Origin of the sequence: Burkholderia arboris, assembly GCF_902499125.1 — a bacterium.
GTDB lineage: Bacteria > Pseudomonadota > Gammaproteobacteria > Burkholderiales > Burkholderiaceae > Burkholderia > Burkholderia arboris.
This window is the reverse complement of the sequence record NZ_CABVPX010000013.1, coordinates 1-17064: the sequence shown is the minus strand read 5'-3', so window position 1 is coordinate 17064 and position 17064 is coordinate 1. Positions and strand designations below refer to the sequence as shown.

Sequence of the window (17064 nt, the reverse complement as noted above, 5' to 3'; positions counted from 1 at the left end):
GCAAGGAACGCACCAGATGATCTATCCGTGGCAGACCGACGACTGGAACCGCCTGCAGCAACTGCGCGCGCAATGGCCGCATGCGCTGCTGCTGCACGGTCAGGCCGGGATCGGCAAGCTGCAGTTCGCGCAGCATCTCGCACAGGGTTTCCTGTGCGAATCGCCGCAGCCGAACGGCGAGCCGTGCGGGACCTGCGCGGCCTGCAACTGGTTCTCGCAGGGCAACCACCCGGACTACCGGATCGTGCTGCCCGAGGCGCTGGCCGGCGAAGCGCCGGGCGCCGCGGACGACGCGAAGCCGGCCGAGGCGGACGAAGGCGGCAAGAAGACCCGTGCGCCGAGCAAGGAAATCAAGATCGAGCAGGTGCGCGCGCTGCTCGACTTCTGCGGGGTCGGCTCGCATCGCGGCGGCTTGCGCGTCGTCGTGCTGTATCCGGCCGAGGCGCTCAACGTCGCCGCGTCGAACGCGTTGCTGAAAACGCTGGAGGAGCCGCCGTCCGGCGTCGTGTTCCTGCTCGTGTCGGCGCGCATCGACCGCCTGTTGCCGACGATCATCAGCCGCTGCCGGCAGTGGCCGATGACGGTGCCGGCGCCCGACGCGGCCGAGGCATGGCTTGCAGCGCAGGGCGTCGACCACGCGAGCGCGCTGCTTGCCGAAGCCGGCGGCGCGCCGCTCGCCGCGCTGGCGCTCGCGAGCGACGAGAACCGCCCGCTGCGCGACTACACGCTCGGGCAGCTCGCGGCCGGTGCGGCATGCGATCCGTTCGCGTGCGGCGAGACGCTGCAGAAGCTGCCGGTGCCGCTGGTGCTCGGCTGGCTGCAGCGCTGGCTGTACGATCTGCTCGCGCAGCGGATGGCGGGCGCGCCGCGCTACTTCCCGATGCACGCGGCAGCCCTTGCGCGCTGCGCGGAATCGGTCGATGCCAACGCGTTCGCGCGCTTCATGAAAGCCGTGACGCGGCAGCGGACGGTCGAGAACCATCCGCTCAACGCGCGGCTCGTATTCGAGGAATTGTTTCTCGGATATCGGGAAATGTTTGCTTGATCCGGCATCGTTTCCATCGGGTTGGGAAACGATGCGCGGATCGCATGGCGACGCGCGCCGGGCTTGCCGGCCCGCGAACGCCGCCCGTTGCCGCATGCCGGCGAGCGCATGGGCGCCCGTCTTACGTATTCAGGAAACACGATGTTCGTCGACTCTCACTGCCACATCAATTTCAAGGGCCTGGCCGACCGCCTGCCGGCCGTTCTCGAGAACATGCGCGAGCATGACGTCACGCACGCGCTGTGCGTGTCGGTCGATTTCGAGACGCTGCCCGACGTGCTTGCGATCGCGGACGCGCACGAAAACGTCTACGCGTCGGTCGGCGTGCATCCCGATCACGAGGACGCGCGCGAGCCGACGCTCGCGGAGCTCGTCGAGCTGGCCGCGCACCCGAAGGTCGTCGCGATCGGCGAGACGGGCCTCGACTACTACCGCCTCGAAGGCCGCTCGATCGCCGACATGGAATGGCAGCGCGAACGCTTTCGCACGCACATCCGCGCGGCGACCGCGACGATGAAGCCGCTGATCGTCCACACGCGTTCGTCGTCGGAAGACACGTTGCGGATCATGGCCGAGGAGCGTGCGGACGTGCCGGGCGGCGTGATGCATTGCTTCACCGAGCCGTGGTCCGTCGCCGAGCAGGCGCTCGCACAGAACTTCCATATCTCGCTGTCGGGCATCGTCACGTTCAAGAGTGCGACCGACGTGCAGGACGTCGCGCGGCGCGTGCCGCTCGACCGGCTGCTGATCGAAACCGACTCGCCGTACCTCGCGCCGGTGCCGTATCGCGGCAAGCCGAATGAACCTGCGTACGTCAGCCATGTCGGACGCTTTATCGCATCCGAGCGCGGGATCGCCGTCGAGGCGCTCGCCGATGCGACGACGCAGAACTTTTTCCGGCTGTTCAAGATCGCCCGCTAACGACGTGCGCGCAGCCGATACAACCCAGGGAAGGAGCCCACAACAATGACGAAGCCGACCAATCATCTGTCCAAACGTGCACTCGCCGCCGCCGCGCTGGTCGCGAGCGGCCTGTTCGCCGCCGCCGGCGCGCACGCCGAGTCGCTCGACGCGATCGTCAAGGCCGTCAAGTTCGACGACATCGCCGACATCGGCAAGCAGCTCAAGAGCGGTAAGCTCGACCCGAACACGCTCGCGCCGAACGGCGACCCGATCCTGGTGATCGCCGCTCGCGAGAAGTCGGACAAGGTCGCGGCCGCGATCGCGACGACGCCGAACGTCGACCTCGAGAAGGAAGACAAGGCCGGCGAGAACGCGCTGATGCTCGCGTCGCTGAACGGCGATCTCGCCCTCGCGAAGCTGCTGATCGACAAGGGCGCGGAAGTCAGCAAGAAGGGCTGGGCGCCGCTGCACTACGCGGCGACCAACGGCCAGGACGCGGTCGTCAAGCTGCTGCTCGATCACGACGCGTACATCGACACCGCATCGCCGAACGGCACGACCCCGCTGATGATGGCCGCGCGCGGCAACCATGCATCGACGGTCAACCTGCTGCTCGACCAGGGTGCCGATCCGCAGGTGAAGAACCAGCTCGGCATCACCGCGCTCGAGTTCGCGAAGCACTACAAGGCGCCGGACGCGATCGACATCCTGAGCAAGCGGACGGAGCGCGTCGGCGGATCGGCGCCGGCAGATGCGCAAAAGAGTGCAAAATGACGGTTTTCGGTGCGGCGGACGGTACGCCCGCCCGGCCGGATTCCGGCCGGAGCAGGGTGCCCGGCGCCGCGCCGGCCAAGGCAGCAGGCGGTCTCGGGCCGCATTGACATAAGGAACACCATGTTGCGCGCAATGTTTTGTGCCGCGGCGTTTGCCGTACCGTTGTCGGCGGCGGCTTTCACGGGCGCGGATCTCGACCGGCTGTGCGCGAAGACGGACGTCAAGTCGCGGGCGTCGTGCGCGGCCTATATCGAAGGCGCCGCCGACGGCGTCTACAACACGATCGACGCGATCGGCGGCACCACGGGGCCGCGCGTCGGCCAGTATTTCTGCCTGCCGCCCGACATCCGGGCGCAGCAGATGACCGACGCGGTGCGCAAGTACATCGCGGAAAATCCGAAGCTGGCCGACTACAACGCGAGCACCGCGGTGTCGCTCGGTCTCGGCAAGGCGTTTCCGTGCAGGAGCGGCAACTGATCTGACGCCGTGTCCGGGGACGTACGCGGCCCGGGCGTCGCCGACGCATCCAGGACGAGGCGCGCGCGCCTCATCACCCAAGGGCGCCGATGATTTCAATCGAGGAACTGCAGCGCATCGCCGATGCGCCGCTGCATTCGTGGCTCGGCACGCTGGCCGTGTCGGTCATCGTCATGCTGGTCGTCACGGTCGTGCACCGTCTCGGCGCACGCATCGTCAAGCGCATCGCGCAGCCGTATCCGCTGATGAGCGCGATCCTGCGCTACATCGACAAGCCGTCGCTCGTCGTGATCGCACTGCTGGCGCTCGAATTCCTGTGGGTCCAGGCGGACGACGGCATGTCGTTCGTGCGCGGCATGCGCACCGCGGCCGCGGTCGGCTCGATCGTGTCGCTCACGTGGCTGCTGGTGCGGCTCGCGGCCGGCGTCGGCGACGCGATCATCCAGGCCCATCCGATCGATACGGCCGACAACCTGCAGGCGCGACGCATCCATACGCAGGCCAGGGTGCTCGTGCGGACCGTGATGGTGCTGATCGTGATCATCGGCACCGGCGCGGCGCTGATGACGTTCCCGAACGTGCGCCAGGTCGGCGCGAGCCTGCTGGCGTCGGCCGGCGTCGCGGGGCTGGTTGCCGGTATCGCCGCGCGGCCGGTGCTCGGCAACCTGATCGCCGGGTTGCAGATCGCGCTCACGCAGCCGATCCGGCTCGACGACGTGGTCGTGATCCAGGGAGAGTGGGGGCGCATCGAGGAAATCACCGGCTCGTTCGTGTCGGTACGGCTGTGGGACCAGCGGCGCCTCGTCGTGCCGCTGCAGTGGATCATCGAGAACCCGTTCACGAACTGGACGCGCAGTAGCTCGGAGATCATCGGCACCGTCTACCTGTCGGTCGACTACCGCACGCCGCTCGCGCCGCTGCGCGAGGAGCTCGCGCGGCTCGTCCATGCGGCGCCCGAGTGGGACGGCCGTGTGCAGGTGTTGCAGGTGACCGACGCGACCGAGCGCACGATGCAGTTGCGCGCGCTCGTCAGCGCGGCCGATTCGCCGTCGTGCTGGGATTTGCGCTGCCGCGTGCGCGAAGGGTTGATCGCGTACCTGCAGGACCGCTATCCGCAATGCCTGCCGCGCAGCCGGATGGAGCTGTATCCGCATGAATCGGCGCCGGACGCGCCGAATCCCGAACGGCCGCATGCGCGGGCGCCCGCCGCCAGCACGGCGGCCCATACCGCAGCCGATCCGCAGGCCGCCGAAGGCCGCTAGGCGCGGCCCGGTGCCTTTTTCCGTTTTTCCCGTTCCCATGACCGCGCTGAAGACGCTCGCCATCGCCAATTACCGCTCGCTGCGCGAGCTGATCGTGCCGCTCGCGGCGCTCAACGTCGTCACGGGGCCGAACGGCAGCGGCAAGTCGAGCGTGTATCGCGCGCTGCGCTTGCTCGCCGACACCGCGCAGGGCCGCGTGATCCCGTCGCTCGCCCGCGAAGGCGGGTTGCCGTCGACGCTGTGGGCCGGCCCCGAGCGCTTCTCGCGCGCGATGCTGGCCGGCGATGCGCCGGTCACGGGCACGGTGCGCAAGGGGCCCGTGAGCCTGAAGCTCGGCTTTGCGTGCGACGATTTCGGCTATTCGATCGATCTCGGCCTGCCGGTGCCGAGCCATTCGCAGTTCGCGCTCGACCCGGTGGTCAAGCGCGAATGCATCTGGGGCGGCGCGCTGCTGCGCCCGTCGACGCTGCTGGTCGACCGGCAGGGCGCGCAGATCCGTGCGCGCACCGCGTCGGGAGACTGGCAGACGATTCCGCAGCCGGTCGCGAGCTTCGACAGCATGATGACCGAGTTCGCCGATCCGACCGGTGCGCCCGAGATGATCGCGGTGCGCGAGCGGATCCGCTCGTGGCGCTTCTACGACCATTTCCGGACCGACGCGCAGGCGCCGGCGCGGCAGTCGCACATCGGCACCCATACGCCGGTGCTCGCGGACGATGGCGCCGACCTGGCTGCCGCGCTGCAGACGATCCGCGAAATCGGCGACGCGGCGGCGCTCGATGCGGCGATCGACGACGCATTTCCCGGCGCGTCGGTCGAGATCGACAATCCGGGCGGACGCGGCCGTTTCGACGTGCTGATGCGACAGCCGGGGCTGCTGCGGCCGCTGGCGGCGGCCGAACTGTCCGACGGCACGCTGCGCTACCTGCTGCTCGCGGCCGCGCTGCTGACGCCGCGCCCGCCCGCGCTGATGGTGCTGAACGAACCGGAGACGAGCCTGCATCCGGATCTGCTGCCCGCGCTCGGCCGCCTGATCGCACAGGCGGCGCAGCGCTCGCAGGTACTCGTCGTGTCGCACGCGGCGCGGCTCATCGCGACGCTCGAGCGCGAGGCCGGCTGCGAATCGCTGGTGCTCGACAAGCAGCTCGGTGCGACCGCGCTCGTCGACGCCGATACGCGTGACCTGCCGGCCTGGAAGTGGCCGTCGCGTTGACGGGGGGAAGGGCGCGTGTTCGGCGGAGATCGATGCCTGGCGGGGCCGGATCGGCCCGGCTGTGCCCGATGCGGGGCCACCGGGCCGGGCTGGCCGAATGTATCCGGCCTGTAACAACATCCAAAAAATGCAAGACCGGCGGTTCCGCGCATCGGGATCGCGAATAATAATGAGATATCTGGCTGGCGCCATGCCGGCCGGCGCGGCACGGGCGCGGGGCGGGCGCGAAAGCGAAAGCGTGGACGCCCGCCGGCTGCGCCGCAACGGACAGGACACAGGAGACGTGGACCATGAGAATTGCGCAGATCGCCCCGCTGACCGAATCCGTGCCGCCGAAGCTGTATGGCGGCACCGAGCGCGTCGTGTCCTACATCACCGAGGCGCTCGTCGAGCTCGGCCATGATGTGACGCTGTTCGCGAGCGGCGACTCGACGACGCGGGCGAAGCTCGAGCCGGTCTGGCCGCGCGCGCTGCGGCTCGATTCGTCGATCCGCGACCGCGTCGCGCCGCACATGCTGCTGATGGAGACGGTCGCGCGCCGCGCGAAGGATTTCGACGTGCTCCATTTCCACATGGACTACTACTCGTTCTCGGTCTTCAACCGGCAGGAAACGCCTTACGTGACGACGCTGCACGGCCGGCTCGACCTGCCCGAGCAGCAGCCGGTGTTCGACACGTTCAACACGGCGCCGGTGATCTCGATTTCGAACTCGCAGCGCCAGCCGCTGCCGCAGGCGAAATGGCTGACGACCGTCTATCACGGGCTGCCCGATACGCTGTACATGCCGCAGCCGGTCGAGCCGCGCTATCTCGCGTTCCTCGGCCGTATCTCGCCGGAGAAGCGCGTCGATACCGCGATCCGCATCGCGCGCCAGTGCGGGTTGCCGATCCGGATCGCCGCGAAGATCGACGCGGCCGACCAGGAGTACTTCGACCGCGAGATCAAGCCGCTCTTCGCGTTGCCGCACGTCGAATACATCGGCGAGATCGCCGATCACCAGAAGGCCGAACTCCTGTCGGGCGCGCATGCGCTGCTGTTTCCGATCGACTGGCCGGAGCCGTTCGGCCTCGTGATGATCGAGGCGATGTCGTGCGGCACGCCGGTGATCGCGTTCAATCGCGGCGCGGTGCCCGAAGTGCTGGACGAGGGCGTGTCGGGGTTCATCGTCGAGGATGAAATCAGCGCGGTCGCTGCCGTGAACCGGCTGCACCTGCTGCCGCGTGCGCGCGTGCGGCAGCGCTTCGAGGAGCGCTTCACGTCGCGCCGGATGGCGCAGCAGTACGTCGACGTCTACCAGTCGGTGATCCGCGCGCAGAAGCGCTCGCGCTTCAAGGTGATCGACTCGACGACCTGAACGGCCTGACGCAGCACGCGGACGGATAAAAAAACGGCGATGCCCGCAAGGACATCGCCGTTTGCGCATGGCCCGCGCGCGGCGCGCACGGGCGGTGCGTCAGCGTCAGATCTTGAGCTTCGTGACCTTCGTGCCGTTGATCGACACGTCGCCCATCAGGCCCGCGTTCGTCAGTACGACGACCTGGACCGGCGCGGTGGCCGTGGTCGTGTCGACCGCGCCGTTCGCGCCCATCTTCACGAGCGCGACCGATGCGCCGGCACCGGCTGCCCAGCCGTCCGAGCCGCGGAATTCGTCGAGCGCTTCCTGCGTCATGAACAGGAACACGATCGCCTTCGACTGCGCGCCGGCCTGCAGGCCGACCGACAGCGACGACGTGTTGTAGTAGCCGACCGTGCTGCCGCCGACGCGCAGCGCGCCGTTGCCGGACTGGCCGCCGACGATGAAGCCGGCCTGGATCACTTCGGGGAACACCAGCACGCCGCGCGATTTCGCGACGAGTTCGCGCGAACCCTTGACCGTGGAGTACATGCGCGACAGCGTGGCGTCGACGCTCGCGTCGATCGACTGGCGCTTCGACGCGTTGGTTGCGGCGTTGTCCGGCTTGTCCGGGGTGGTGGTGCAACCGGTGAGCGCGAGGCTACCGACGATGAGCGCAGCGGCGGCTTTCAGCACAAGATTCCGTTTTTGCATCGTTCTTCTCCATCGGATGACGTTCGGAGTGAGTCTCGCTCATGGAGCGGATCACGTCGGCAGTTATATCACAGCGGATTACAGCCTCTTTTCGTCAGGTCATGAAAAAGCGTCAAATCGCTTGGGGGTGTCGCGGCGCGCCAACGGACGAAGCGACGCTGGCGCGTGCGGGGCGCGCCCCGCGCGTGGTCGGCGCGCGGGGCACTTAACGGTGAATCGGGAGGGCGACAGGCGCGTGCGGCGCACGTCAGTGCGTGACGGGCGGGACCGGCGGCTTGATCGGCGGGCGGCGCAGCGCACGGCGGATCAGCGCGATCACGACGCCGCACGCGAACAGGAACGCAGCCGGGACGACCCAGTAGCCGACGAACGCGTGCCACAGGTAACCGGCGAGCGTATTGCGGCGCACCACGTATTCGTCGCGGGCCGCCTGCTGGCGCGGCGCGTTGGCGGCGAGCACGTCGGCCGGGCAGCCGGCCGCGCGCGCCTCGTCAGGATCCCCGTGGCACTTCGCGGCCGCGCCGGCGGCCTGCTGCGCATCGGTGAGCTGCCAGGTGGTCAGCGCGAGCTGCAGGTCCGCCTTGTTGTAGGCCATTTCCTCGCGGATCTCGCGCACGGCGACGATCGCGACGGGCACGGCCCAGAACACGATCACGATCAGCCAGCGGCGGAACCAGCGGTGTTGTCTCCATGCCATCCAAGCCTCCGTTTGACGCGCGTGCGCGTCCGTCTCGAGGGCGGCCCGATGGCGCTTCTTGTACTTGGGTGGGCCGCGTTGCAGCCATCATAGAAGAAAACGCGGCGAATTGCCGCACCATGTGGCGGCGGGCCGGAAAAGCGGGGCGGGAAGGGGTGAAGCCGGCTGGAAACGGGTGCGTCGATGCGCGTGCAACGAAAACGAAAATGCCGCGCCCGCCGAAGCGGTGCGCGGCATTCGAGACGGGAGCGCCGGAACTCAGGCGGCCGGCTGATTGCTCAGGCAGCTCTTCATGAACGCCTTGCGGTCGTCGCCCTTCTTGCCGGTGGCCTGCGTGTTGCACGCCTTCATCTTTTCCTGCTGCGTCATCGCCTTCGCGGGCTTCGCCGACAGGCAGTCCTTCATGAACGCCTTGCGTTCGTCGCCCGTCTTGCCGGTTGCCTGGGTGTTACAGGCCTTCATCTTGTCCTGCTGGCTGTTCGCCGCGAATGCGGGGGAAGCCAGCATGCCGCCGAGAAGCACTGCGGCTACGAGCGATTGGATTTTCATTTCGACACTCCCATGGGGTGAATTGCGTGTTATCGACGCCGTCACGAAGCACGCGGCGTTGCGGATAGGGCCGCATCGCACCGTGCGCTCCGATTATGGCAAATCAATGTGAAAACACCAAAACGGCACTTCCTATAACGTTGCGGACGCCACGGCCGTTGACGGCGCGCGCGGCCGGGCGATCGGGACAAACCATGACGTGCGGCCGCCGGCACCGGCTGCCGGGCCGGAACCTGCCGGATCCCGGCCACGAGCCATTACAATCGCGGCCATGAATACTCCGAATTCCGCATCTCCTTCGTCCGCGGCGGGGCTGCCGCGCATCGCCGTGCTCGCCACCGGCGGCACGATCGCCGGCGCCGCACCCGACGCGGCCAGCACGGCCGGCTACCAGGCCGGCGCGCTCGGCGTCAATTTCCTGGTCGACGCGGTGCCGGCGCTCACATCGGTCGCGCGCATCGACGCCGAGCAGGTCGCCAGCATCGACAGCAAGGATCTCGCGCTGCCGCTGTGGAACACGCTGGCCGCGCGGATCGACGCGCTGATGGCCGATCCGTCGGTGGACGGGATCGTGATCACGCACGGCACCGACACGCTCGAGGAAACCGCGTACGCGCTGCATCTGGTCGTGAAAGGCGACAAGCCGGTCGTGCTGACGGCTGCGATGCGGCCGGCGACCGCGCTGTCGTCCGACGGCCCGCTGAACCTGCTGAACGCCGTGACGGTGGCCGCGCATCCGGCCGCGCGCGGGCAGGGCGTGCTGATCGCGTTCAACAACCGGATCCATGGCGCGCGCGATGTCGTGAAGACGAGCACCTATGCCGTCGACGCCTTCCAGTCGCCGGAACTCGGCGCGCTCGGCTGGGTGCAGGACGGCCGGGTCGAATTCGCGCGCCGCGCGACGCGTGCGCGCGACACGCAGCTGGCGATCGCCGCGGCCTGGCCGCCGGTCGAAGTCGTCGCGAGCTATGCGGGCGTGACGCGCACGGCCGTCGATGCGCTGGTTGCTGCCGGCGTGCGCGGCCTCGTCGTCGCCGGCACGGGAAACGGGTCGATCCATGCGACGCTGCAGGCGGCGCTCGCCGATGCAGCGAATGCGGGTGTGGCCGTGGTCCGCGCGTCGCGCGTCGGATCGGGGCATGTGATGCGCAACGGCGCCGCGAACGACGACGCGCTCGGTTTCGTCAGCGCGGGCTCGCTGAATCCGTTCAAGGCGCGCGTGCTGCTGATGCTCGCGCTCGCGAACGGCATTCACGATCGCGACGCGCTGCAGCGCGCGTTCGATACGCTGTAACCGGGGCGCACCGGGCGGGCGGCGCGTCGCCCATGAAAAAAGGCAGGCCTGCGGCCTGCCTTTTTTGCGTCAGTCCGGCGGAATGCTCAGGACTGCGGCGGAATCACGAGCTTCTGGCCCGGGTAGATCCGGTCCGGGCTCGACAGCATCGGCTTGTTCGCTTCGAAGATCACCGGGTACTTGTTCGCGTCGCCATACACTTCCTTGGCGATCGCCGACAGCGTATCCCCGGACTTCACGTCGTGATACTGCACTTCCGGATCGTCCGGCTGCAGATCGTCGTCATTGACGCCCGCGACCCCCTGCACGTTGCCGGCCGCGACCTTGACCTTCGCCTTCGTGTCGAGATCGGCGACGCTGCCCGACAGCGTGACGGTGCGCGATGCGCCGTCGAACGCGACGGTCAGGTTCGACGTGTCGAGCCCTTGCGTGCTGATGTAATTCTTGATCGCGTCGGCCGCGGTTTGATTCGCGGCATTCGGATCTTCCGCCGCTTGCGCGTCGGCATGACCCAGCAGTTTTTCACCCGCCTCTTTGATAAACGAAAGAAGACCCATCGCTGCACTCCCTAGGTGGTTGAAAAGAAAACGCGCCGTGAAGTGGCGAAAAAAACACCGCGCTGGGCGCGGTCACCGGAGGTGCACGCAAGCGCGGCGGTTTTCTCGAAAGGCGTGGCGAAAGTGTAGGCGTTCAGCGCGACGATTGCATGAAAAATCGCACGCTTGAACGTAAAGAAATGTAATACGCGAAATCCGACAGGCGGACACCCGACGACGACGTCTGACCGACCAAGGCTTCCCCGGCGCCGCCGGGTGCCGCTGCGGACCCCACCACGCCGCTCTCAGCCCAGAGCGGCGTTTTTCGCCCCGTCCCGCATGCCGTTGGCGATGCAGGGCGGGGCGCCCCACCGTGATGCGCGCCTATTCGCGCATCGATGCGCCCGGCCGCGGCCGGGTCGCGCGTGTCTGTCGCGCGCCTCCGCCATTGCAGCGGAAACGCGCGTTGCGGCAGTCGCGTTACGCGGCCGGCGTCTGGCCGATTTCGAAGTTCGACATGATCTCGAGCGCGCGCACGAGCGCCGAGTGATCCCATGCCTTGCCGCCGTGCGATGCGCACACGCTGAACAGCTGCTGCGCGCTTGCCGTGTGCGGCAGGGCGAGGCCGAGCTTGCGTGCGCCGTCGAGCGCGAGGTTCAGGTCCTTCTGGTGCAGTTCGATCCGGAAGCCCGGGTCGAACGTGCGCTTCGTCATCCGCGCGCCGTGCACTTCGAGGATGCGCGACGCGGCGAAGCCGCCCATCAGCGCCTGGCGAACGCGTTCCGGATCGGCGCCCGAGCGTGCGGCGAACAGCAGTGCTTCGCCGACCGCTTCGATGTTCAGCGCGACGATGATCTGGTTCGCGACCTTGCAGGTCTGGCCCGCGCCGTTGTCGCCGACCAGCGTGATGTTCTTGCCCATCTTCTCGAACAGCGGCTTCGCACGCTCGAAGGCCTGCTCCGGGCCGCCGACCATGATCGTCAGCGACGCTTCGCGTGCGCCGACTTCGCCGCCGGACACCGGCGCGTCGAGGTAGTCGCAGCCGAGTGCGTTGATCTGCTTTGCGAATTCCTGCGTGTCGAGCGGCGAGATCGAGCTCATGTCGATCACGAGCTTGCCGGCCGTCAGGCCCTTCGCGACGCCGTCGTCGGCGAACAGCACGTTACGCACGTCCGGCGTGTCCGGCACCATCACGACGATGACGTCGGCGTTCTTCGCGACTTCGGTCGAGTTGGCGACGACCTTCGCGCTCGTGCGCAGGTCGTCCGGAATCGGGAACGCGCCGTTCACGACGAGCTGGTGGTCGCCCTTGAGCAGGTTGCGCGCCATGTGCGCGCCCATGATGCCGAGGCCGATGAAACCGATGGTTGCCATGTGAAAGTCTCCTATAGGGCTGATAACGGGAAGGGCGCTTCTCAGGCGGCGCGACGCGCGGAGCCCGGTGCGCAGCCGGCGACGCTTTGCAGCCAGCCGAGGCCTTCCGTCGTGGTGGTACGGGGCTTGTACTCGCAGCCGACGTAGCCGGCATAGCCGAGCCGGTCGAGCAGCGCGAACAGGAACGCGTAGTTGATCTCGCCCGTGCCCGGCTCGTTACGGCCCGGGTTGTCCGCGAGCTGGACGTGGCCGATCGATGCGAGGTTGCGTTCGATCGTCGCGGCCAGTTCGCCTTCCATGCGTTGCATGTGATAGATGTCGTACTGCAGGAACAGGTTGTCCGAGCCGACCGCGCGGATCACGTCGAGCCCTTCCGACGAGCGGTTCAGCGCGAAGCCCGGGATGTCGAAGCTGTTGCACGGCTCGACGAGCAGGCGGATGCCTTCGCGCTTCAGCGCGTCGGCCGCAAAGCGCAGGTTGTCGACGATCGTGACGAACGTCTTGTCGCGCGCCGTGCTGGCCGACGGAATACCGACGAGGCAGTTCAGCTGCGGCACCTTCAGTGCCTTCGCGTACTCGATCGCACGGCCGACACCTTCCTGGAATTCGCCGACGCGATCGGGCAGGCACGCGATGCCGCGTTCGCCCTGATCCCAGTTGCCGGCGGGCAGGTTGTGCAGCACGAGGCGCAGGCGATGCGTCTCGAGCCGCTCGGCGAGTTCCTCTTTCGCGTACGGATACGGGAACAGGAACTCGACGGCGTCGAAGCCCGCGTCGGCGGCCGCCTTGAAGCGGTCGAGGAACGGCACTTCGTTGAACAGCATGGTCAGGTTTGCAGCAAACTTCGGCATGAGCTAAGCCTCTTCGGTCGGTCAGTCAAAAATGTCGTGCGGTTCAGTCGAGCATCGAGATCGCGGTCGGTGCGTGTTCGGCCTTTTCGGCGAGGTCTTCGAATTCGTTGATCGCGTCGATTTCGGTGCCCATCGAGATGTTCGTCACGCGTTCGAGGATCACTTCGACGACCACCGGCACGCTGAACTCTTCCGCGAGCGTTTGCGCCTGACGCAGTGCCGGCTCGATCTCTTCCGGCTTGAACACGCGCAGCGCCTTGCAGCCGAGACCTTCCGCGACGGCCACGTGATCGACGCCGTACCCGTTCAGTTCCGGTGCGTTCACGTTGTCGAACGCGAGCTGCACGCAGTAGTCCATATCGAACGCGCGCTGCGCCTGACGGATCAGCCCGAGGTACGAGTTGTTCACGACGACGTGCACGTACGGCAGCTTGAATTGCGCGCCGGCTGCCAGTTCCTCGATCATGAACTGGAAGTCGTAGTCGCCGGACAGCGCGACGATCGGGCGGCTCGGGTCGGCAGCACGCACGCCGAGCGCGGCGGGGATCGTCCAGCCGAGCGGGCCGGCCTGGCCGCAGTTGATCCAGTTGCGTGCCTTGAACACGTGCAGGAACTGCGCGGCGGCGATCTGCGACAGGCCGATCGTGCTGACGTAGCACGTATCGCGGCCGAACACCTTGTTCATCTCTTCGTACACGCGCTGCGGCTTGACCGGCACGTTGTCGAAGTGCGTCTTGCGCTGCAGCGTGCGCTTGCGTTCCTGGCATTCCGAGACCCATGCGCTGCGGTCCTTCAGCTTGCCGGCGGCCTTCCATTCCTGTGCGACCGCAACGAACAGCTCGAGTGCGGCCTTCGCGTCGGACACGATGCCGAGGTCCGGACCGAACACGCGGCCGATCTGCGTCGGCTCGATGTCGACGTGCACGAACTTGCGGCCCTTCGTGTAGACCTCGACGCTGCCCGTGTGGCGGTTCGCCCAGCGGTTGCCGATGCCGAGCACGAAGTCGGACGCGAGCATCGTGGCATTGCCGTAGCGATGCGACGTCTGCAGGCCGACCATGCCGGCCATCAGCGGGTGATCGTCCGGAATCGCGCCCCACGACATCAGCGTCGGGATCACCGGCACGCCGATCGTTTCGGCGAACTGGACGAGCAGGTCTTCGGCTGCCGCGTTGAGCACGCCGCCGCCCGACACGATCAGCGGCTTGTCCGCATCGTTGAGCATCGTGATCGCTTTCTCGATCTGCGCGCGGGTGGCCGCGGGCTTGTAGACCGGCAGCGGTTCATACGTGTCGATGTCGAATTCGATTTCGGCGAGTTGCACGTCGATCGGCAGGTCGACCAGCACCGGGCCCGGACGGCCCGAGCGCATCAGGTGGAATGCCTGCTGGAACACGCGCGGCACGAGCGCCGGTTCGCGCACGGTGACGGCCCACTTCGTGACCGGCTTCGCGATCGACTCGATGTCGACGGCCTGGAAGTCTTCCTTGTACAGGCGTGCACGCGGCGCCTGGCCCGTGATCGCGAGGATGGGAATCGAGTCGGCGGAAGCGGAGTAGAGACCGGTGATCATGTCGGTGCCGGCGGGGCCCGACGTGCCGATGCACACGCCGATGTTGCCCGGTGCCGCACGCGTGAAGCCTTCGGCCATGTGCGACGCGCCTTCGACGTGGCGGGCCAGCACGTGGCTGATGCCACCCGACTTGCGCATGGCGGAGTAGAACGGGTTGATTGCTGCGCCCGGCACGCCGAACGCGGTCTGGATGCCTTCTTTCTCGAGCACGAGCACTGCTGCGTCGACGGCTCTCATCTTGGCCATGAATGTCTCCTTGAATGTGGCGGATCTTGCGAATGGGTCTGTTGGGGACACTTTAGGGTTGCAGGAAAGGTTTGATAAGATCAGCTCGAGTCGCTTATTTCGAAACTAAAAGTATGGAATGACGGCCGGACGGGCCTCCCGCCGGGGCCGGAACAGAGACGGAGACAGGAGATGGATCGCTTCAAGCAGATCGAGACGTTCGTGCGGGTGGCCGATGCCGGCAGCCTCGCGGCGGCGGCGCTCGAGGAGGGCGTGTCGCCGGTGGTGCTCGGGCGGCGCATCGACGCGCTCGAGAAGCGCCTCGGCGTGAAGCTGATGTACCGCTCGACGCGGCGGCTGGTGGTCAGCGAGGAGGGCGCCGCGTTCCTCGAGCGCTGCCGCGGGTTGCTGTCCGAATGGGACCAGGCCGAGAACGAGCTGGCCGCCGGGCGGCGGGCGGTCAGCGGGCACCTGATCGTGTCGGCGCCGGCCGCGTTCGGGCGCAAGCACGTCGCGCCGCACGCGCCCGGCTTTCTGGTCGACAAGCCCGAGATGCAGCTGTCGTTCAACCTGACCGACCGCGTCGTCGATCTCGTGCGCGAGGGCTACGACCTGTCGATCCGGATCGGCGGCGCCGTCGATCCGAACTTCGTCGCGGTGAAGCTCGCGTCGAACCGGCGCGTCGTGTGCGGCACGCCCGACTATTTCCGCCGGCACGGCCGGCCGAAGTCGCTCGACGACCTGCTGAAGCACAACTGCCTCGCGTTCAACCTGCAGGGCGGGCAGAACCGCGGCTGGTATTTCCAGCGCCACGGCAAGATCGCGACGATGCGCGTGGCCGGCAACCTCGACTGCAACGACGGCGAGCTGCTGCACCGCTGGGTGGCCGAGGGGCTCGGGCTCGGCTGGCGCTCGACGTGGGAAATCGCCGCGCAGCTCGAGACGGGCGAGCTCGAGACCGTGCTCGACGAATACGCGCTGCCCGACTACGACATCCTCGCGGTCTACCCGCAGCAGCGCTACGTGCCGGCGCGCGTGCGCTATTTCATCGACTACCTGCGCGCCGCGTATGCGCGCCCCGGCTACTGGAGCACCACGCCGTAACGGAGGCGGGCGCCCGGTCATTTTTTTACGCTTCTTGCGCCCGGTGCGGGAATAAACTCGACGCAGCAACGGTATGGTGATCAAGCGTGCACGTTGCCGGTCTGTCCGGGCGCCGTGCGCGGAACGGGCGCGGCATCGGCCGCCGGGACCAGGGAGGCCATGTGGGGCAAGCCGGACAGGCGGTCGATGAACGGGCGGCAGACGATGCGGTTGCGCGCGGCGAGCGGTTTCGCGCGCTCGTGCTGCCGCATCTCGACGCCGCGTATAACCTCGCGCGCTGGCTGAGCGGCAACGCCGGCGACGCGGACGACGTCGTTCAGGACGCGTGCATGCGCGCGCTGCGCTTCGTCGATTCGTGTCGCGGCGACAACGCGCGGCCGTGGCTGCTGACGATCGTGCGCCATACCTGGTACACGGAGTGGCGGCGTCGCACGCATGCGCACGAGGTCGCGCTGCCCGATACGCTCGACGACACCGACGTGCCCGACGACTGGCAGCCGGCGACGGAGGATCCGCTGGCGCACTTGCTGCGCGGCGAGAACGTGCGGCTCGTGAACGCGGCGCTCGCGAAGCTGCCGCCCGAATACCGCGAGGTGCTCGTGCTGCGCGAGATGGAGGACCTGAGTTACCGCGAGATCGCGGCGATCGCGGACGTGCCGGTCGGCACGGTGATGTCGCGGCTCGCGCGCGGCCGGCGCAAGCTCGCCGCGCTGCTGGGCGGCGCGCCGGCACCGGCGCCCGAAGGCAGGCCGGGCCGTACGCCGGCCGGCGGAACCGCATCGGAGGCTATCGATGGACTGTAACGAAGCGCGAGCGTTGCTGGACGCGGACGTCGACCGCGAGCTGTCGGCGCCCGATGCGTTGCGGGTCCAGCAGCATGTCGAAGGGTGCGACGCGTGCCGCCGCGAACGCGCGCGGATCGTCACGCTGGTGCAGGCCGTGCGGCAGGCCGATTATCACCGTGCGCCGGATGCGCTGCGGGCGAGCATCCTGGCGAGCCTGCCGGCAGCGGCCGACGCGCCCGTTCGCGAGCCGGCGCGGGCAGAGCCGCCGCCCGAGCGTCAAGCGCAGCCGAAGCCGCGGCCGCGCAGCCGCGGCTGGTTTCCCTGGCTGGCGGGGCGGGGCGGGTCGACACGGCC

The 17064-nt window shown here is 67.9% G+C and carries 18 protein-coding genes; 11 read left to right on the top strand and 7 right to left on the bottom strand.

Annotation, left to right across the window (positions count from 1 at the left end):
- The first annotated feature begins 16 nt into the window (after positions 1 to 16).
- From BLA15945_RS17225 to BLA15945_RS17195, 7 genes are all read left to right on the top strand, one after another.
- On the top strand, positions 17 to 1045 hold the full coding sequence (locus BLA15945_RS17225) for a DNA polymerase III subunit delta' (protein ID WP_059233953.1): 1029 nt from the start codon (positions 17 to 19) through the stop codon (positions 1043 to 1045).
- A 141-nt stretch (positions 1046 to 1186) separates the two neighbouring features.
- Positions 1187 to 1966, top strand: coding sequence for a TatD family hydrolase (locus BLA15945_RS17220; protein WP_174992988.1), 780 nt, complete (start codon positions 1187 to 1189; stop codon positions 1964 to 1966).
- A 45-nt stretch (positions 1967 to 2011) separates the two neighbouring features.
- Positions 2012 to 2722, top strand: a complete 711-nt coding sequence (locus BLA15945_RS17215; RefSeq protein WP_059233955.1) for an ankyrin repeat domain-containing protein — start codon at positions 2012 to 2014, stop codon at positions 2720 to 2722.
- A gap of 120 nt (positions 2723 to 2842) precedes the next feature.
- Positions 2843 to 3199 carry a Rap1a/Tai family immunity protein gene (locus tag BLA15945_RS17210; RefSeq protein ID WP_006485939.1) on the top strand — a complete coding sequence of 119 codons (357 nt, stop codon included), beginning with the start codon at positions 2843 to 2845 and terminating at the stop codon, positions 3197 to 3199.
- Between the two features lie 89 nt (positions 3200 to 3288).
- Positions 3289 to 4461 carry a mechanosensitive ion channel family protein gene (locus tag BLA15945_RS17205; protein WP_059233956.1) on the top strand — a complete coding sequence of 391 codons (1173 nt, stop codon included), beginning with the start codon at positions 3289 to 3291 and terminating at the stop codon, positions 4459 to 4461.
- A gap of 37 nt (positions 4462 to 4498) precedes the next feature.
- Positions 4499 to 5674 carry an AAA family ATPase gene (locus BLA15945_RS17200; RefSeq protein ID WP_059233957.1) on the top strand — a complete coding sequence of 392 codons (1176 nt, stop codon included), beginning with the start codon at positions 4499 to 4501 and terminating at the stop codon, positions 5672 to 5674.
- Between the two features lie 290 nt (positions 5675 to 5964).
- Positions 5965 to 7029, top strand: a complete 1065-nt coding sequence (locus tag BLA15945_RS17195) for a glycosyltransferase family 4 protein (protein WP_174992987.1) — start codon at positions 5965 to 5967, stop codon at positions 7027 to 7029.
- A 105-nt stretch (positions 7030 to 7134) separates the two neighbouring features.
- On the opposite strand, the gene BLA15945_RS17190 is transcribed toward BLA15945_RS17195, so the two are convergent.
- From BLA15945_RS17190 to BLA15945_RS17180, 3 genes are all read right to left on the bottom strand, one after another.
- Complete coding sequence (locus BLA15945_RS17190; protein WP_059233959.1) at positions 7135 to 7722, bottom strand: BPSL1445 family SYLF domain-containing lipoprotein; 588 nt, start codon at positions 7720 to 7722, stop codon at positions 7135 to 7137.
- Positions 7723 to 7969: 247 nt separating this feature from the next.
- Positions 7970 to 8419, bottom strand: coding sequence for a hypothetical protein (locus tag BLA15945_RS17185; RefSeq protein WP_050013249.1), 450 nt, complete (start codon positions 8417 to 8419; stop codon positions 7970 to 7972).
- Between the two features lie 258 nt (positions 8420 to 8677).
- Positions 8678 to 8968, bottom strand: coding sequence for a PsiF family protein (locus BLA15945_RS17180; RefSeq protein ID WP_059233960.1), 291 nt, complete (start codon positions 8966 to 8968; stop codon positions 8678 to 8680).
- A 271-nt stretch (positions 8969 to 9239) separates the two neighbouring features.
- Between BLA15945_RS17180 and BLA15945_RS17175 the strand changes: the two genes are divergently transcribed.
- On the top strand, positions 9240 to 10262 hold the full coding sequence (locus BLA15945_RS17175; protein ID WP_059233961.1) for an asparaginase: 1023 nt from the start codon (positions 9240 to 9242) through the stop codon (positions 10260 to 10262).
- A gap of 86 nt (positions 10263 to 10348) precedes the next feature.
- Here the strand turns inward: BLA15945_RS17175 and lysM are convergent, their stop codons facing one another.
- The 4 genes from lysM to gcl all read right to left on the bottom strand — a co-directional run bounded on the left by lysM (position 10349) and on the right by gcl (position 14842).
- Positions 10349 to 10819 carry a peptidoglycan-binding protein LysM gene (gene lysM / locus BLA15945_RS17170; RefSeq protein WP_059233962.1) on the bottom strand — a complete coding sequence of 157 codons (471 nt, stop codon included), beginning with the start codon at positions 10817 to 10819 and terminating at the stop codon, positions 10349 to 10351.
- Between the two features lie 459 nt (positions 10820 to 11278).
- Positions 11279 to 12187, bottom strand: a complete 909-nt coding sequence (locus tag BLA15945_RS17165; RefSeq protein ID WP_340624609.1) for a 2-hydroxy-3-oxopropionate reductase — start codon at positions 12185 to 12187, stop codon at positions 11279 to 11281.
- Positions 12188 to 12213: 26 nt separating this feature from the next.
- Positions 12214 to 13023 (bottom strand): hydroxypyruvate isomerase, encoded by an 810-nt coding sequence (hyi, locus tag BLA15945_RS17160; RefSeq protein WP_011657073.1) that lies wholly within the window; start codon positions 13021 to 13023, stop codon positions 12214 to 12216.
- A gap of 43 nt (positions 13024 to 13066) precedes the next feature.
- Positions 13067 to 14842 carry a glyoxylate carboligase gene (gcl, locus tag BLA15945_RS17155; RefSeq protein WP_059233964.1) on the bottom strand — a complete coding sequence of 592 codons (1776 nt, stop codon included), beginning with the start codon at positions 14840 to 14842 and terminating at the stop codon, positions 13067 to 13069.
- Positions 14843 to 15013: 171 nt separating this feature from the next.
- Here gcl and BLA15945_RS17150 point away from each other — a divergent pair, with 171 nt between their 5' ends.
- From BLA15945_RS17150 to BLA15945_RS17140, 3 genes are all read left to right on the top strand, one after another.
- Positions 15014 to 15925, top strand: coding sequence for a LysR family transcriptional regulator (locus BLA15945_RS17150; protein ID WP_059233965.1), 912 nt, complete (start codon positions 15014 to 15016; stop codon positions 15923 to 15925).
- Positions 15926 to 16086: 161 nt separating this feature from the next.
- Positions 16087 to 16728: an RNA polymerase sigma factor gene (locus tag BLA15945_RS17145; protein WP_059233966.1), complete on the top strand. Its 642-nt coding sequence runs from the start codon at positions 16087 to 16089 to the stop codon at positions 16726 to 16728.
- Positions 16718 to 17064 (top strand): anti-sigma factor family protein (locus BLA15945_RS17140; RefSeq protein ID WP_174992986.1); only part of this gene is annotated, 347 nt, incomplete at its 3' end. The genes BLA15945_RS17145 and BLA15945_RS17140, both read left to right, overlap by 11 nt.

What these genes read in the sequence shown, in the direction of transcription:
- BLA15945_RS17225 (WP_059233953.1), top strand. Translation starts at nt 17, where the DNA reads ATGATCTATCCGTGGCAGACCGACGACTGGAACCGCCTGCAGCAACTG.
- BLA15945_RS17220 (WP_174992988.1), top strand. Translation starts at nt 1,187, where the DNA reads ATGTTCGTCGACTCTCACTGCCACATCAATTTCAAGGGCCTGGCCGAC.
- BLA15945_RS17215 (WP_059233955.1), top strand. Translation starts at nt 2,012, where the DNA reads ATGACGAAGCCGACCAATCATCTGTCCAAACGTGCACTCGCCGCCGCC.
- BLA15945_RS17210 (WP_006485939.1), top strand. Translation starts at nt 2,843, where the DNA reads ATGTTGCGCGCAATGTTTTGTGCCGCGGCGTTTGCCGTACCGTTGTCG.
- BLA15945_RS17205 (WP_059233956.1), top strand. Translation starts at nt 3,289, where the DNA reads ATGATTTCAATCGAGGAACTGCAGCGCATCGCCGATGCGCCGCTGCAT.
- BLA15945_RS17200 (WP_059233957.1), top strand. Translation starts at nt 4,499, where the DNA reads ATGACCGCGCTGAAGACGCTCGCCATCGCCAATTACCGCTCGCTGCGC.
- BLA15945_RS17195 (WP_174992987.1), top strand. Translation starts at nt 5,965, where the DNA reads ATGAGAATTGCGCAGATCGCCCCGCTGACCGAATCCGTGCCGCCGAAG.
- BLA15945_RS17190 (WP_059233959.1), bottom strand. Translation starts at nt 7,722, where the DNA reads ATGCAAAAACGGAATCTTGTGCTGAAAGCCGCCGCTGCGCTCATCGTC.
- BLA15945_RS17185 (WP_050013249.1), bottom strand. Translation starts at nt 8,419, where the DNA reads ATGGCATGGAGACAACACCGCTGGTTCCGCCGCTGGCTGATCGTGATC.
- BLA15945_RS17180 (WP_059233960.1), bottom strand. Translation starts at nt 8,968, where the DNA reads ATGAAAATCCAATCGCTCGTAGCCGCAGTGCTTCTCGGCGGCATGCTG.
- BLA15945_RS17175 (WP_059233961.1), top strand. Translation starts at nt 9,240, where the DNA reads ATGAATACTCCGAATTCCGCATCTCCTTCGTCCGCGGCGGGGCTGCCG.
- lysM (WP_059233962.1), bottom strand. Translation starts at nt 10,819, where the DNA reads ATGGGTCTTCTTTCGTTTATCAAAGAGGCGGGTGAAAAACTGCTGGGT.
- hyi (WP_011657073.1), bottom strand. Translation starts at nt 13,023, where the DNA reads ATGCCGAAGTTTGCTGCAAACCTGACCATGCTGTTCAACGAAGTGCCG.
- gcl (WP_059233964.1), bottom strand. Translation starts at nt 14,842, where the DNA reads ATGGCCAAGATGAGAGCCGTCGACGCAGCAGTGCTCGTGCTCGAGAAA.
- BLA15945_RS17150 (WP_059233965.1), top strand. Translation starts at nt 15,014, where the DNA reads ATGGATCGCTTCAAGCAGATCGAGACGTTCGTGCGGGTGGCCGATGCC.